Origin of the sequence: Klebsiella sp. A-Nf5, from assembly GCF_002810545.1 — a bacterium.
Classification (GTDB): domain Bacteria; phylum Pseudomonadota; class Gammaproteobacteria; order Enterobacterales; family Enterobacteriaceae; genus Klebsiella; species Klebsiella variicola.
This window is the reverse complement of the sequence record NZ_PIOG01000056.1, coordinates 1-13,670: the sequence shown is the minus strand read 5'-3', so window position 1 is coordinate 13,670 and position 13,670 is coordinate 1. Positions and strand designations below refer to the sequence as shown.

The window sequence follows — 13,670 nt, the reverse complement described above, 5'->3', positions numbered from 1 at the left end:
ACGGGCGGAAAAACCAATACCGTGATTATGCGCACCGTGGATGTGTTCTATGCCTTTCCCTCCGTCCTGCTGGCGATTGCGCTGTCGGGAGCGCTGGGGGCGGGCATCGGCAATGCGTTGCTGTCGCTGACCCTCGTGTTTGTCCCGCAGGTGGCGCGGATTGCCGAGAGCGTGACCGCCCAGGTGCGGCATATGGACTATATCGACGCCGCCCGGGCCACTGGCGCCAGCGCGTTCACCATTATCCGCGTCCAGGTGTTGGGCAACGTGCTCGGGCCGATCTTCGTTTTCTCCACCGGGCTGATTTCGGTGTGCATGATCCTCGCCTCCGGCCTGTCGTTTCTCGGCCTCGGCGTGCGGCCGCCGGAGCCCGAGTGGGGGCTGATGCTCAATACGCTGCGCACGGCAATCTATACCCAGCCGTGGGTGGCCGCCCTGCCGGGCCTGATGATTTTTATCACCTCCATTTCGTTCAATATCCTCGCGGACCGCCTGCGTGCGGCAATGGCGATTAAGGAGTAAGCGATGCAACCCTTTATCAATATCGACCTTGGCGGGCCGGCGCAGCCGCTGCTGAAGGTTAATCACCTGCTGAAGTACTTTCGCGGCGGCAAAGGCCGGGAGGTGGTGCAGGCGGTGGACGATATCAGCTTCACGGTGATGAAAGGCGAAACCCTGGGGGTGGTCGGCGAGTCGGGCTGCGGCAAATCGACCACCGCCCGGCTGCTGATGCAGTTGCTCACCCAGGACAGCGGCGAACTGATCTTCGACGGACAGGGGGTCGGCTCGTCGCGTCTGCCGCTGAAAGCCTACCGTCGCCAGGTGCAGATGGTCTTCCAGGATAGCTATGCTTCGCTCAATCCGCGCATGACCATGGAGGAGAGCATCGCCTTCGGCCAGCGCGTACATGGCGTCAGCGCCAGGGAGGCCAGCGAATATGCCCGCTATCTGCTGGCGCACGTTGGCCTTGAACCGGCGCGCTTTGCCGACCGCTACCCGCATGCGCTCTCCGGCGGCCAGCGGCAGCGGGTGAATATCGCCCGCGCGCTGGCGATGAAGCCGCGACTGGTGATCCTCGATGAGGCGGTGTCGGCGCTGGATAAATCGGTCGAAGCCCAGGTGCTGCAGCTGCTGCAGGAGCTGAAACGGACCCTCGAGCTGACCTACGTGTTCATCAGCCACGATCTGCACGTGGTTCGCTGGCTGTCGGATCGGATCCTCGTCATGTACCTTGGCGAAGTGGTGGAGATTGGCCCGGCGGAGCAGCTGTTTACCGCCTCCGCCCACCCCTATACCCGGGCGCTGTTAAGCTCGATGCCCTCCATGGACCCGGAAAACCGCACCCTGACCTCACCGCTGAGCGGCGATCCCCCCAGCCCCATCGCGCCGCCGAGCGGCTGCCGCTTTCACACCCGCTGCCCGCATGCGAAGGCGGTCTGCGCCGAGGTAAAACCGCGGCTGGAGGCGGTCGGGGAGGGGCACCAGAGCGCCTGCCTGATGGCGCAGCCGGCCTCGCCCTGGCATCAAAGCATCCCCCTTAAGGAGGTCAGCCATGTCGGATAACGCCTTTGTCCATGTGCGCGACCTGCGGGTCGTCTTTCGCCGCGACGGACAGACCATCAACGCGGTCAACGGGGTCTCCTTTGACGTACAAAAGGGGGAGGTGATGGCGCTGATTGGCGAGTCGGGTTCCGGCAAGAGCGTGACCCTGCGAGCGCTGATGCGCCTGCACCCGCCGGGGAGCAGTGAGCTCTCCGGCACCCTGCAGGTGGGGGACGACGAGGTGCTGACGATGAGCGCCAGTCAGCTGCGGCGCTACCGCGGCGGACGTTGCGCGATGATTTTTCAGGAGCCGCTGCTGGCCTTCGATCCGGTCTACACCGTCGGACAACAGATTATTGAAGGGCTGCGCCGCCACGAAGGGCTGTCGCGCCAGGCGGCCCGGGATAGGGCGCTGGAGGCCCTGCGCCAGGTGCGCATTCCCAGCCCCGAGCGGCGGCTGGATGCATACCCGCACGAGATGTCCGGCGGGATGCGCCAGCGGGCGATGATCGCCCTTGCGCTCTCCTGTAACCCGCAGCTGCTGCTGGCGGATGAGCCGACCACCGCCCTCGACGCCACGGTGCAAATCCAGATCCTGATCCTGCTGCGCGAGCAGCAAAAGCAGCGTGGGCTGTCGATCGTGTTTGTGACCCACGATATCGGCGCCGCGGTGGAGATCGCCGACCGGGTGGCGGTGATGTACGCCGGGCGGATCGTCGAGGAGGCGTCGATGAACGAGATCCTGCGCCACCCGCGCCATCCGTATACCCAGGTGCTGCTGGGCAGTCGGCCGAAAGAGGGGCTTAAGAAAGGTGATGCCCTGCACTGCATTCCCGGCGCGCCGCCGGATCTGGCGCGCTTGCCGCCCGGCTGCGCTTTTGCCGAGCGCTGCCCGCACCGTCGCCCGGTCTGTGAGCAGAGTCTGCCGCCGACGGAATCCGTCGCGGAGCGCCACGCGGTGAGTTGCCACCGCTGGCGCGAGCTGGCGATTGACGCTAACGCCCAGGCTCTTGCCGTCTGAGTAGCGGCAAAAAACCATACAGGATGAAGACCAGGCGTTGATAGCGCATTCCCACCGCCGGTTACGCTGGCGGCGACCTTGATGTCAGGAGACCACCATGAGCAGTGATGTACTTTTTACCCCCGCGACCGACACCACCGGCTGGCGCATCAATGGCGACCGCCTGTGGGCGTCGTTAATGGATCTCGCGCAGATCGGCGCCACGCCGAAGGGCGGCTGCCGCCGTCTGACTCTCACCGACCTCGACCGCCAGGGGCGGGACAAGGTCATAGGCTGGGCGCGGGAGGCCGGGATGAGCGTCACCATCGATAAAATCGGCAATGTGTTTATGCGCCGGGAAGGCCGCAACCCCAGCCTGCCGCCCATCGTCTCCGGCAGCCATATTGACACCCAGCCCACCGGCGGCAAATTTGACGGCAACTACGGCGTGCTGGCGGCGCTGGAGGTGGTGCGCACGCTCAACGATCTGCAGATTGACACCGACGCGCCGATTGAGGTGGTGTTCTGGACCAACGAAGAGGGGTCGCGCTTTGTGCCGGTGATGATGGGCTCCGGGGTCTTTGCCGGCGTCTTCCCGCTGGAAGAGACGTGGGCCGTCACGGATAAAGAGGGCGTCAGCGTCGGCGAGGCGCTGGCGCAGATCGGCTATATCGGTGAGCAGATCCCGGGGGAGCACCCCATCGGCGCCTATTTTGAGGCGCACATTGAGCAGGGGCCGATTCTCGAAGATGAAGCGAAAACCATCGGTATCGTGCAGGGCGTGCTGGGGATCCGCTGGTACGACTGCGTGGTCACCGGTCAGGCCTCGCACGCCGGGCCCACGCCGATGCGCCTGCGTCAGGATGCCCTGCAGGTGGCGACGCGCATTATGCAGGAAGTGGTGGCCATTGCCGGGCGCAGCGAAGAGGGACGCGGCACCGTCGGCAGCGTGCAGGTGTGGCCCAACAGCCGCAACGTGGTACCCGGGGAGGTCACCTTCTCCATTGATATGCGCAATCTCAGCGATGCGCTGGTGGATGAGATGGATCGCCAGCTGCGGGCGTTTATCGCGGAGGTTGAGCGGGAGAGCGGTCTGCAGGTGGCCCTGAAGCAGGTAAGCCACTATCCGGCGGCGCCGTTCGATGCCGAATGCCAGCAGGCCATTGCCGATGCCGCGCAGCGGCTGGGCTATCCGGCGCGGTCGATCGTCTCCGGCGCCGGGCATGACGCAGTGTATATGAGCTACCTGGCGCCCACCGGGATGATTTTTATTCCCTGCAAGGACGGGATCAGCCATAACGAAATTGAGTATGCCTCGCCGGAGCACGTCGCCGCCGGCGCCAACGTGCTGTTGCAGGTGATGCTTCAGTACGCGCGGCCGGTGTAGACGGTCGTCCTCCCCGGCGACGCGTCCTCCAGCCGTTTATCATGCTGTCGCCCGGGTAAGGCGGTTACGCCGCCGCGACCCGGGACGGCGGATGACGGGGCGGTCAATCACGGCTCCCGCTCCCTGCGACAACCCGCTGACGGCCAAATTTGCGCGAGCCCACCACGCACAGCACCACGCCCAGCGTAACCGCCAGCATCAAGGGGCTGACGGTTTCGTGCAACAGCGCCGCCGACAGGCCAAGCCCGAAGAACGGCTGCAATAGCTGGAGCTGGCCGACGGCGGCGATCCCGCCCGCAGCCAGCCCTTTGTACCAGAAGATGAAGCCGATCAGCATGCTGAAGAGCGACACATAGCCGAGCGCCGCCCAGGAGGAGGCCGATATGACATGCCAGGACGCGGGCTGAACCATCAGCGAGGCGGGGAGCATCAACGGCAGGGCTATCACCAGCGCCCAGCAGATCACCTGCCAGCCGCCGAGCTCCCGTGTCAGCTTTGCCCCTTCCGCATAGCCGAGGCCGCAGGCGATAACCGCCGCCAGCATCAGCAGATCGCCGCTGAGTGAGGCCGCCGCACTTTGCGTCAGGGCGAATCCCACCACCAGCAGGCTGCCCAGCAGCGAAAAGATCCAGAAAGCCCGCCGCGGGCGTTCGCCGCCGCGCAGTACGCCGAAGAGGGCGGTCATCAGCGGCAGCAGGCCAATGAACACAATCGAATGCGCCGAGGTGATGTGCTGCAGGGCCAGCGCCGTGAGCAGTGGAAAGCCGATCACCACCCCTGATGAGACGATGATCAAGGGTACAAGCTGCGCCAGGCGCGGGCGTTTCTGGCGAAAGCCGACCAGCAGCGCGACGGCAAGCAGCCCGGCGATGGAGGCGCGCAGAAAGGTCAATAAGAACGGATCCATATCCTGCACCGCCAGCCGCGTCGCAGGCAGCGAACCGCTAAAAATAATCACCCCCAGTAAACCATGAAGCCATCCGGACCAGGGACCGGGCACCGATTTATCCATTGTTGAATCTACCACGTTAACCTCGCGTTATCAGATGTGCTGTGCCCGCTTGAGCATCGTCTGTGGCGATGGTAATGTGCCCAATCTAATACAATCAAATTATTGTCATAGATACATTTCACGATGAAAGCCCGATATAAAGCCGTTGTCGACCGATATGCCCAGGCGATCCGCAGCGGGCAACTGCCCGCAGGCACCCGTCTGCCGACGCACCGTACCCTTGCCGCCGGGGAGCGCATCTCGCTGGCCACCGCCACGCGCGTGTACCGTGAACTGGAAGAGATGGGGTTGGTCAGCGGCGAAACCGGCCGCGGCACCTTCGTGCGCGACCTCTCGCTGCCGCCGGGGCATGGGGTCGATCAGCAGGTGGTGGCTGCCGATGTCGTGGATCTCAATTTCAACTACCCTTCGCTGCCGGAGCAGGGCGATGCGCTGCGCGAGGCGCTCAGGCAGCTGGCGATGGCGGGCGATATTGACTCGCATCTGCGCTATCAGCCTCATGCCGGGCGGCTCGCCGAGCGGGAAATTATCGCCCGCCATTTAACCTGCCAGCACTTTACGCCGGATGCGGAAAATGTCCTGATCGTCAACGGCGCACAGCACGGGCTGGCAGTGACCGTCATGGGGCTGTTACGTCCGGGCGATGTGGTGGCGGTGGATGCGCTGACCTATTCGGGCTTCAAGGTTCTGGCGGCGCTGTATCATCTGGAGCTGGCGGCGATCCCCTGTCGACCGGAGGGGCCGGACCTGCAGGCGCTTCATACGCTGTGCCAGCAGCGGCGGGTGCGGGCGGTGTATACCATGCCAACGCTGCACAATCCGCTGGGCTGGGTGCTCAACACCGGGCAGCGGCAGGCGCTGGCCGATCTCGCGCGCCAGCACGATCTGCTGATTATTGAAGATGCTGCCTACGCCCGGCTGGTGAGCCATCCGCCGCCGCCGGTGGTCAGCTATGCGCCGGAAAGAACGGTGTATGTCACCGGATTTTCAAAAAATATCGCCACCGGACTGCGCGTGGGCGTGGTGATTTCTCCGCCCCGCTATCGCCCGGAGATTGAGCGCGCCATCCGCGCCACGACGTGGAATACGCCGACGCTGATAAGTTCGCTGATCTGCGCCTGGATTGAAGATGGCACGGTGGCACGCTTTGAAACGCAGAAACGACAGGATGCGCGACAGCGGCAGCAGGTGGCCCGCGAGGTGCTTTGTGGGCTTCCCGTCGTGACTCATCCCGATTCGTACTTCGTCTGGCTGCCTCTGGGTGAAGAGAGCCGGGCCGATCGGCTGGCGAACGCGCTGATGGAACGCCGTATTTCGGTGTCGACCGCCGAGCCGTTCTGCGTCTCCGCCACGATCCCGCAGGCGCTGCGCATTGCGCTCGGTTCAGTTCCTCTCGACAGCCTGCGCCCGGCGCTGCTCAGCGTGCGCGACGCCGTTGAGTATGAACAATACCGCTAACCCATCTGCTCCAGCTGGCCGCGCAGGACCTCCACCCCCTGGGCGATGGCGTCAGGGTTAATGGCGTGGAATCCCATGCGAAAATAGTTATCCGGCGGCGCGGCGCTGAGAAAATGGCGCGCCCCGGGCTCAATCAGCACGCCAGCGTGAGCGGCGCGCCAGGTGAGCTGCTGGGTGTTGATCTGCGCCGGGGTCTGCAGCCAGAAGGCGTTAGCATGTTCGCTCCCCGCCAGGGCACGACACGACGGCAGATAGCGCTGCAGGGCGGCATGCAGGCGTTCCCAGCGCTGGGCGGAGTCGTAGTGGTAGCGCCGCAGATGGGTTTCATAATGGCCCTGGGCAAGGAAGTGGGCCATCTGGTATTGAATGTTGGTCGGCGGATGGCGATAGACCAGCCGGCGCAGGGCGCGCGCCTCGTCGATCAGGTCCGGGTCGGCGACCATAAACCCCAGCCGCAGCCCCGGCGACAGCGCTTTTGACAGGCTGCTGACATACACCACCCGGCCGCTGCGATCGCTGGCCTTCAGCGCCGGCAGCGGGTTGAGGGTAAAGTTACTCTCCGAGTCATAATCATCTTCAATAATGACCGCGTCATGGCGGGCGGCATGCTCCAGCAGCTGGCGACGCCGCGCACTGCTCATGGTCACCCCGGTGGGCACCTGATGGCCTGGAGTGACATAGTAGTAATCGCAGGGACGCTCATTAAGCACGATCCCCTCTTCATCCACCGGGTGCGGCACCACCTCGGCGTCGGCGAGCAGAAAGGTGTTGATGGCTTCGCGAAAGCAGGGGTTTTCGACGCCAATGCGGGTGGTGGAAGAGAGCAGCAGTCGGGTCAGCAGGTAGAGCGCATTTTGCGAGCCAAGGGTGATGAGAATTTCGTCCGGCGCGGCGACAATGCCGCGCTTGGGCAGCACCCGGGTACGGATCTGCTCGATCAGCATCGGCACATCCTGGTCAATATGGTCGATGACCCACGCCGGGTCGCGCACCCCGCCGTGCAGCCAGTTCGCCGCCGAGCGCCAGGTGGCCAGCGGGAACTGGCGGGTATCGGGCTGGCCGTAGATAAACGGGTAGCGGTAGTGCATCCAGCCCGCCGGTTTGAGGATCGACTCCTGCTGGCTGGGGGTCATCTGCAGCCGGTCGCCCCAGCGTGGTGCAGCGGCTTCGCGCTGCGGTGCACTCTCGACGGCGGCAGGCGAAGCTTCATGATAGTCGGGATGCAGGTAGTAACCGCTTCGTGGGCGGCTAATCAGGTAGCCCTCGTTGACCAGACTTTCAAACACCAGCGCGGTGGTGTTGCGCGAGACGCGAAGCTGGCTGGCCAGCTGGCGACAGGAGGGCAGCGGGGTGTCGGCGGCGAAGATCCCGCTGAGAATGGCATTCACCAGCGTCTCTCGTACCTGTTCCTGCAAACCGCGGCCAGGCTGGAAATCAACGTGTAACAGGTGACGGATCATACGGGGCTCCTCTGGCAATAACGCATTGCGACCACCCGTTACACTCAGCAAATTCCATACCACCCTGCCACCATCTGACACAGCGATGCGGCCCATCTGGCTCTATACGGAATTGAAAAACGCTCCCACATTAAAAACGTATTCAGCCGCCGTGGACCGGAACGTCCCCGGCCACTATTTTGCAGAAACCTTTTCGCGTTCTGGAATGAACCCGTCTGGCCAATCCATCAGGGGTGAAATAATGAAAAAATCATTGGCATCAATGTGTCTGAGCGCTGTATTAACGGTCGCTTTTTCTTATCACGCCGTCGCGGCGGATCTTCCGGAAATAGAAAAATCCGGCACCCTGAAAGTGGCGACGGAAGATGATTATGCGCCGTTTAACTTTATGAATAATGGCCAGGCCGATGGCTTTAACAAAGATATGCTTGAGGAATTACGTAAGTACGCCAAATTCCATGTCGACCAGAGCATATTACCGTGGACCGGATTATTAGCGGCTGTCTCCACCGGGCAATACGATATGGCCTTAACCGGGGCGGTTATTACCGATGAGCGGCTGAAGGTCTTTGATTTCACCCCACCGTGGGCCTCCGCACAGCACTATTTCGTCAAACGCGCTGGCGATACCTCGTTAAATACCATTGCCGATCTCAGCGGCAAAAAAGTGGGGTTACAGGCCGGGAGCGCGCTGCTGGCGCGTTTGCCGGAGCTGAAGGCGATGCTGGAGAAGACCGGCGGCAAGCTGGGACCGGTGGTGGAGTATCCCTCCTATCCGGAAGCCTACGCCGACCTGGCGAATAAGCGACTGGATTACGTGATTAACGTGGTGATCTCGGTAAACGACCTGGCGAAAGCCAAACCGAAGGTCTTCGCCAAAGGGCTGGCCGTCTCCGGACCGGGGTATATGGCGTGGCCGATCCCGAAAAATTCGCCGCAGCTGCTGGCCTATATGACCAAGTTTATGAACCACATGAAGGAGACCGGCAAGCTCGCCGAGTTGCAGAAAAAATGGTTTGGCGAAACCTATGACAACCTGCCGACCGAGGCGATCACCAGCCCGGAACAGTTTCACAAACTCGCCGGACTGTAATATTCCGCGGCGGGCGACCGCCGCCTGTTGCTGAGAAGGAGGGCCTCATGGATGCAATTTCCTGGCAGTTATTAATCGAAGGCGCATGGACGACCCTCTGGATTTCGGCCATCGCTATCGCCTTCGGGGTGGTGGCGGGCCTGCTGATTGCCCTGGTGCGGATGCTGCGCCTGCCGGTGATCGACCAGCTGCTGGTGGTCTATATCAGTCTGGCCCGCGCGACGCCGCTGGTGACGCTGGTGCTGTTTCTGTTTCTTTCGCTGCCCACGATGGGTATTAACCTCGACAAGAACGTGGCCGCGATTGTGGCGCTGACGCTTAACACCTCGGCGTTTAACGCTGAGATCTGGCGCAACGCCTTCCGCACCTTTCCGCGCGAACAGCGGGAGGCGGCGGAGTCGGTGGGAATGCGCCGCTGGACCTACTTCCGCTACATCATGCTGCCGCAGATGTGGATCGAGAGCCTGCCGGCGCTGGTCAATGAGATGTCCTTTTTGATCAAAGGTAGCCCGGCCATCGCCGTGATTGGCGTGGTGGATCTCACCCGGGTCACCAACCGTATCTCCTCGGTCACCTACGAGCCGCTGTCGCCGATCCTCGCCGCCGGCCTGCTGTATGTGGTGATCATCGGCTGTTTGTTGAAGCTGCAGGGTATCGCGGAACGTAAAGCCAGGCGTCTGGCGCGCTAGGAACGGGAGGCATTATGAATCAGTGGGGCGTTATCTGGTCGGTTCGCGATAGCTTTATTGCCGGGTTATTCGCGACCCTCGAACTGTTTATTACCGCCGCCCTGGCGGCGCTGATTATCGGTATTGCGCTGTGTTATTTTAGCGAATATCAAAAGAAAGTGATTAACCGGATTATTATTGCTTTCGTCAGCCTGATGCGCGCGATCCCTTTTTTGATCCTCGCTTATCTTCTGTATTACGGGCTGCCGCAGCTCGGTATTAGTATGGAGCCGTGGACCGCCGGTTTACTGGCCCTGATTATTTATCATGGTGCCTATTTCTTTGAAATATTGCGCAGCCAGCGACGGGTATTTTCCGGCGGATATATTGAAGCGGCGATTGCTCAGGGCTTTTCGCGCTATGCCATTTTCCGGCGGATTATTTTACCGAATATCGTCTCTTCCGCCTTACCGCTGATCGGCAATCAGCTGATTATTTGCCTGAAGGACACCGCTTTCCTGAGCATTATTACCGTTCAGGAGATCACCGCCGCCGCCAACAGCGTCCAGGCGACCTATTTTATTCCGTTTAACGCCTTTATCGTCGCCATTGGGCTTTACTGGGCGATCAGCATTCTGCTGGAGTTGCTGATTAAGCGCCTGACCGCCTGGGGAGCCAAAAGAGGAATGAGCCATGCCTGAGTCTATTGCCGTAAGCGTTAAAAACGTTTCCAAACAGTTCGATAATGTGGAAGTCCTGCGGGATATTAATCTGACGGTGGAGAAGGGGACCGTGGTGAGTATTCTCGGCTCGTCCGGGTCGGGAAAATCCACCCTGCTGCGCTGTATGAACTGGCTGGAACAGCCGGACCGCGGCGAAATTCATATCAGCGGTCAGCGACTGGGGATTGATGAGCAGCGCGGCCGGGCGATGTCGCACCGCCAGCTGGCCAAAATCCGCGAGCGGGTGGGGATGGTCTTTCAGAGTTTTAACCTGTGGCCGCATCTGACCGTTCAGCAAAACGTCAGCGAGGCGCTGCTGCACGTTAAGGGCATGAAACGAGACGAGGCGAAGGCCATTGCCATGCAGCAGCTGGAGAAAGTGGGCATGGCGCACAAAGCCGATGTTTACCCGATCACTCTCTCCGGCGGGCAGAAGCAGCGGGTGGCGATCGCTCGTTCACTGGCGATGTCGCCCGAAGTTATTCTCTTCGATGAACCGACGTCGGCGCTGGATCCGGAGCTGGTTAATGAGGTGTTGGGGGTAATGAAAGCCCTCGCCGCCGAGGGTTACACCATGGTAGTGGTGACGCACGAGATGGATTTTGCCCGCCAGGTGTCCAACGAGGTGGTGTTTCTGGAGAAGGGACTGCTGATTGAGAAGGCGCCGCCGGAGAAGTTCTTCACTCAGCCTGACTCCGAACGCGTCAGGCAGTTTCTGCAAAGCAGCCGTTAGTCCGGCTTGCATCCCCTGCCGGCAGCGCCGGCAAGGGATGCGTCGGGTTTCGCTTAATCCCGATCGATGGCGAACGGCTGCCACGCCTGGCGCACCGGCATCACCTCCACCCGGTTAATGTTCATATGCGCCGGCAACGTGGCGATATAAAACATCTGCTCGGCGATATCGCGCGCGCTCAGCGGCGTGGTGCCGCGATAGAGCTTATCCGATGCCGCCTGGTCGCCTTTGGTACGCACCAGGGTAAATTCGGTCTCGGCAATCCCCGGCGCCAGATCGGTGACCCGCACGCCGGTGCCAAGCAGATCGCAGCGCAGGTTATAGCTGAACTGCTTCACAAACGCCTTGCTGGCGCCATACACATGGCTGCCGGGATAGGGCCACTGTCCGGCAATCGAGCCGATATTGATAATACTCGCCCCGGCGCCATGGCGTATCAGCGTCGGCAGCAGGGCGTGGGTCATCGTCACCAGACCGGTGACGTTGGTGTCGATCATCGTTTTCCAGTCCTCCAGCGCCACCTCCTGCGCCGGCAGTGGCGACAGCGCCAGCCCGGCGTTGTTGATCAGGGTGGTGACATCGGCGAAGGGGGCGGGGAGCGACGCCACGGCGGCAGCCACCGCCTCGCTGTCACGAACGTCAAGCTCAATAATATGCACCGGCACCTGGGCGGCGAGTCTGTCCTGCAAGGCCTTCAGTCGCGGATAGCGGCGCCCGGTCAGCACCAGCGACCAGCCCGCGTCGGCAAACACCTGCGCTGCCGCTTCGCCAAAACCCGAGGTCGCCCCGGTGATAAACACTACGTTGCTCGTTGCCATGTCATTCTCCTGTGCGGTTGTCCCTCCACTATAAAAACGCCGGACGGCAAGGCACAGGGCCAGACGGCGGACGCGGATGTGACACCGTGTCACATCGTTTTTCACGCACTGGCTCTATCCGTTTTGCGCTGCCGCGGCCAATGATGAAGCCAACCACAACGACATGAGAGAGGGCAGGGTATGAAGCTGGCACTACAGAACGAGGTCGCGGTAAGCAATGATGAAGTTCGGCAGCTGGATCGCGCTTATGTGTTTCATTCATGGTCGATGCAGGGCAATCTCCATCCGCTGGTGATTGCCGGGGCGCAAGGCTGCGAGCTATGGGATTACGAGGGGAATACCTGGCTCGATTTCAGCAGCCAGCTGGTGAACGTCAACATTGGCTATCAGCACCCCCGGGTACTGGCGGCCATGAAGGCGCAGCTGGAGACCCTGGTCACCATCGCGCCCGCCACTGCCAACCTTGCCCGCGGCGAAGCGGCGAAGCGCATTGTCGACCTGGCGCCGGCGGGCTTCAGCAAGGTGTTCTTCACCAACGCCGGGGCGGATGCCAATGAGAACGCGATTCGCATGGCGCGGCTCTATACCGGGCGCGACAAGGTGCTGTCGGCCTATCGTTCCTACCATGGCAACACCGGCAGCGCGATCGCCGCTACCGGCGACTGGCGCCGGGTGCCGAATGAGTTCTCCCGCGGCCATGTTCACTTCTTCAACCCCTACCTTTACCGCAGCGAGTTCAATGCCGCGACTGAGGAAGAGGAGTGCCAGCGCGCGCTGGCGCATCTGCGGCGGATCATTGAATGCGAGGGGCCGACGGCCATCGCGGCGATCCTGCTGGAGTCCATCCCCGGCACCGCCGGGATCCTCGTGCCGCCGGCAGGCTATATGCAGGGTGTGCGTGCCCTGGCCGACGAGTTTGGCATTATGCTGATCCTCGATGAGGTGATGGCCGGCTTTGGCCGTACCGGCAGCTGGTTCGCCTTCGAACAAGATGGCGTGGTGCCGGATCTGGTGACCTTTGCCAAAGGGGTTAACGCGGGCTACGTGCCGGCGGGCGGGGTACTGATTAGCGAACCGATTGCCCGCTATTTTGACGACCACTTTTTTGCCGGGGGGCTGACCTACTCCGGCCATCCGCTGGCGATGGCGGCGATTGTCGCCACCATCGACGCGATGAAAGAGGAGAAGGTGGTTGAGAACGCGGCCTATATCGGCAACGAGGTGCTGCGTCCCGGCCTCGAGGCGCTGGCGGAGAAGTACGCCATTATCGGCGAGGTGCGTGGTCGCGGCCTGTTCCAGGCGCTGGAACTGGTGAGCAGCCGTGAACAAAAAACGCCGCTGACCGCCGCCGACATGGCCGCGATCAAAGGGGCCTTAACCGAAGCCGGGCTGTTGGCCTTTGTGGTGGAGAACCGCATTCACGTGGTGCCGCCGTGCACCATTACTGCTGAGCAGGTGGCGCAAGGGCTGGCGATTTTTGATGCGGTCTTTGCTCGCTTTGCCAGCCTGGCGAAGTAGGGGAGTGGGATAGTGGCGGAGACGACAGCCGGACGGTTCCTTCTCCCTCCGGGAGAGGGGCAGGGCTTGTATGTGATCTGCGATTTCAGCGCACATTGCGCTCCCGGTTAGTCTTCTGCGTTATGTCTCTCATGGCGCAGGGAGCGCACAGGGGGCGGCCAGTCGCCGCCGCCCCCTGTACCCCCGGGCTCCGGCCAGCAACATCGCCACTGCGTGGTGCCTTCGACTTATCCCTGCAGGCTTCGGGTCGGGCCGAGGC

Annotated in this window: 13 protein-coding genes; 10 read left to right on the top strand and 3 right to left on the bottom strand. The window is 62.1% G+C overall.

Annotation, left to right across the window (positions count from 1 at the left end):
- The 4 genes from CWM53_RS06635 to CWM53_RS06620 form a co-directional block, all read left to right on the top strand.
- Window positions 1–522 (top strand): ABC transporter permease (locus tag CWM53_RS06635; RefSeq protein WP_133124338.1); only part of this gene is annotated, 522 nt, incomplete at its 5' end.
- A gap of 3 nt (window positions 523–525) precedes the next feature.
- Window positions 526–1,563 carry an ABC transporter ATP-binding protein gene (locus CWM53_RS06630; protein WP_008805547.1) on the top strand — a complete coding sequence of 346 codons (1,038 nt, stop codon included), beginning with the start codon at window positions 526–528 and terminating at the stop codon, window positions 1,561–1,563.
- Window positions 1,553–2,563, top strand: a complete 1,011-nt coding sequence (locus tag CWM53_RS06625) for an ABC transporter ATP-binding protein (RefSeq protein ID WP_074386627.1) — start codon at window positions 1,553–1,555, stop codon at window positions 2,561–2,563. The genes CWM53_RS06630 and CWM53_RS06625 overlap by 11 nt, the downstream gene beginning before the upstream one ends.
- Window positions 2,564–2,660: 97 nt before the next feature.
- Window positions 2,661–3,929: a Zn-dependent hydrolase gene (locus tag CWM53_RS06620; protein ID WP_100750739.1), complete on the top strand. Its 1,269-nt coding sequence runs from the start codon at window positions 2,661–2,663 to the stop codon at window positions 3,927–3,929.
- A gap of 103 nt (window positions 3,930–4,032) precedes the next feature.
- Here CWM53_RS06620 and CWM53_RS06615 read toward each other — a convergent pair whose 3' ends face one another.
- On the bottom strand, window positions 4,033–4,941 hold the full coding sequence (locus CWM53_RS06615) for a DMT family transporter (RefSeq protein WP_100729352.1): 909 nt from the start codon (window positions 4,939–4,941) through the stop codon (window positions 4,033–4,035).
- Between the two features lie 123 nt (window positions 4,942–5,064).
- On the opposite strand from CWM53_RS06615, the gene CWM53_RS06610 reads away from it, so the two are divergent.
- A complete protein-coding gene (locus tag CWM53_RS06610) occupies window positions 5,065–6,399 on the top strand; it encodes a PLP-dependent aminotransferase family protein (protein ID WP_074386625.1) in 1,335 nt (444 codons plus the stop codon).
- Here CWM53_RS06610 and CWM53_RS06605 read toward each other — a convergent pair.
- Window positions 6,396–7,859: a PLP-dependent aminotransferase family protein gene (locus CWM53_RS06605; protein ID WP_004176948.1), complete on the bottom strand. Its 1,464-nt coding sequence runs from the start codon at window positions 7,857–7,859 to the stop codon at window positions 6,396–6,398. The genes CWM53_RS06610 and CWM53_RS06605 overlap by 4 nt on opposite strands.
- A 241-nt stretch (window positions 7,860–8,100) precedes the next feature.
- Here CWM53_RS06605 and CWM53_RS06600 point away from each other — a divergent pair, with 241 nt between their 5' ends.
- From CWM53_RS06600 to CWM53_RS06585, 4 genes are read left to right on the top strand one after another with little or no spacing between them, the layout of a single operon-like run.
- Window positions 8,101–8,952, top strand: coding sequence for a transporter substrate-binding domain-containing protein (locus CWM53_RS06600; RefSeq protein ID WP_002893184.1), 852 nt, complete (start codon window positions 8,101–8,103; stop codon window positions 8,950–8,952).
- A gap of 47 nt (window positions 8,953–8,999) precedes the next feature.
- Window positions 9,000–9,641, top strand: coding sequence for an amino acid ABC transporter permease (locus CWM53_RS06595; protein WP_004142522.1), 642 nt, complete (start codon window positions 9,000–9,002; stop codon window positions 9,639–9,641).
- A gap of 14 nt (window positions 9,642–9,655) precedes the next feature.
- Window positions 9,656–10,321 (top strand): amino acid ABC transporter permease, encoded by a 666-nt coding sequence (locus tag CWM53_RS06590; RefSeq protein WP_049155897.1) that lies wholly within the window; start codon window positions 9,656–9,658, stop codon window positions 10,319–10,321.
- Window positions 10,314–11,075, top strand: coding sequence for an amino acid ABC transporter ATP-binding protein (locus tag CWM53_RS06585; RefSeq protein WP_061155415.1), 762 nt, complete (start codon window positions 10,314–10,316; stop codon window positions 11,073–11,075). The genes CWM53_RS06590 and CWM53_RS06585 overlap by 8 nt, the downstream gene beginning before the upstream one ends.
- Window positions 11,076–11,128: 53 nt before the next feature.
- Here CWM53_RS06585 and CWM53_RS06580 read toward each other — a convergent pair whose 3' ends face one another.
- Entirely contained in the window at window positions 11,129–11,893 is a 765-nt protein-coding gene (locus tag CWM53_RS06580) for an SDR family NAD(P)-dependent oxidoreductase (protein WP_012968743.1), read from the bottom strand.
- Window positions 11,894–12,073: 180 nt separating this feature from the next.
- Here CWM53_RS06580 and CWM53_RS06575 point away from each other — a divergent pair, with 180 nt between their 5' ends.
- Window positions 12,074–13,411, top strand: coding sequence for an aspartate aminotransferase family protein (locus CWM53_RS06575; RefSeq protein WP_100631584.1), 1,338 nt, complete (start codon window positions 12,074–12,076; stop codon window positions 13,409–13,411).
- The last annotated feature ends 259 nt before the right edge of the window (window positions 13,412–13,670 follow it).

Bases quoted from the DNA above. Each gene is read 5' to 3' on its own strand.
- CWM53_RS06630 (WP_008805547.1), top strand. From the start codon at position 526: ATGCAACCCTTTATCAATATCGACCTTGGCGGGCCGGCGCAGCCGCTG.
- CWM53_RS06625 (WP_074386627.1), top strand. From the start codon at position 1,553: ATGTCGGATAACGCCTTTGTCCATGTGCGCGACCTGCGGGTCGTCTTT.
- CWM53_RS06620 (WP_100750739.1), top strand. From the start codon at position 2,661: ATGAGCAGTGATGTACTTTTTACCCCCGCGACCGACACCACCGGCTGG.
- CWM53_RS06615 (WP_100729352.1), bottom strand. From the start codon at position 4,941: ATGGATAAATCGGTGCCCGGTCCCTGGTCCGGATGGCTTCATGGTTTA.
- CWM53_RS06610 (WP_074386625.1), top strand. From the start codon at position 5,065: ATGAAAGCCCGATATAAAGCCGTTGTCGACCGATATGCCCAGGCGATC.
- CWM53_RS06605 (WP_004176948.1), bottom strand. From the start codon at position 7,859: ATGATCCGTCACCTGTTACACGTTGATTTCCAGCCTGGCCGCGGTTTG.
- CWM53_RS06600 (WP_002893184.1), top strand. From the start codon at position 8,101: ATGAAAAAATCATTGGCATCAATGTGTCTGAGCGCTGTATTAACGGTC.
- CWM53_RS06595 (WP_004142522.1), top strand. From the start codon at position 9,000: ATGGATGCAATTTCCTGGCAGTTATTAATCGAAGGCGCATGGACGACC.
- CWM53_RS06590 (WP_049155897.1), top strand. From the start codon at position 9,656: ATGAATCAGTGGGGCGTTATCTGGTCGGTTCGCGATAGCTTTATTGCC.
- CWM53_RS06585 (WP_061155415.1), top strand. From the start codon at position 10,314: ATGCCTGAGTCTATTGCCGTAAGCGTTAAAAACGTTTCCAAACAGTTC.
- CWM53_RS06580 (WP_012968743.1), bottom strand. From the start codon at position 11,893: ATGGCAACGAGCAACGTAGTGTTTATCACCGGGGCGACCTCGGGTTTT.
- CWM53_RS06575 (WP_100631584.1), top strand. From the start codon at position 12,074: ATGAAGCTGGCACTACAGAACGAGGTCGCGGTAAGCAATGATGAAGTT.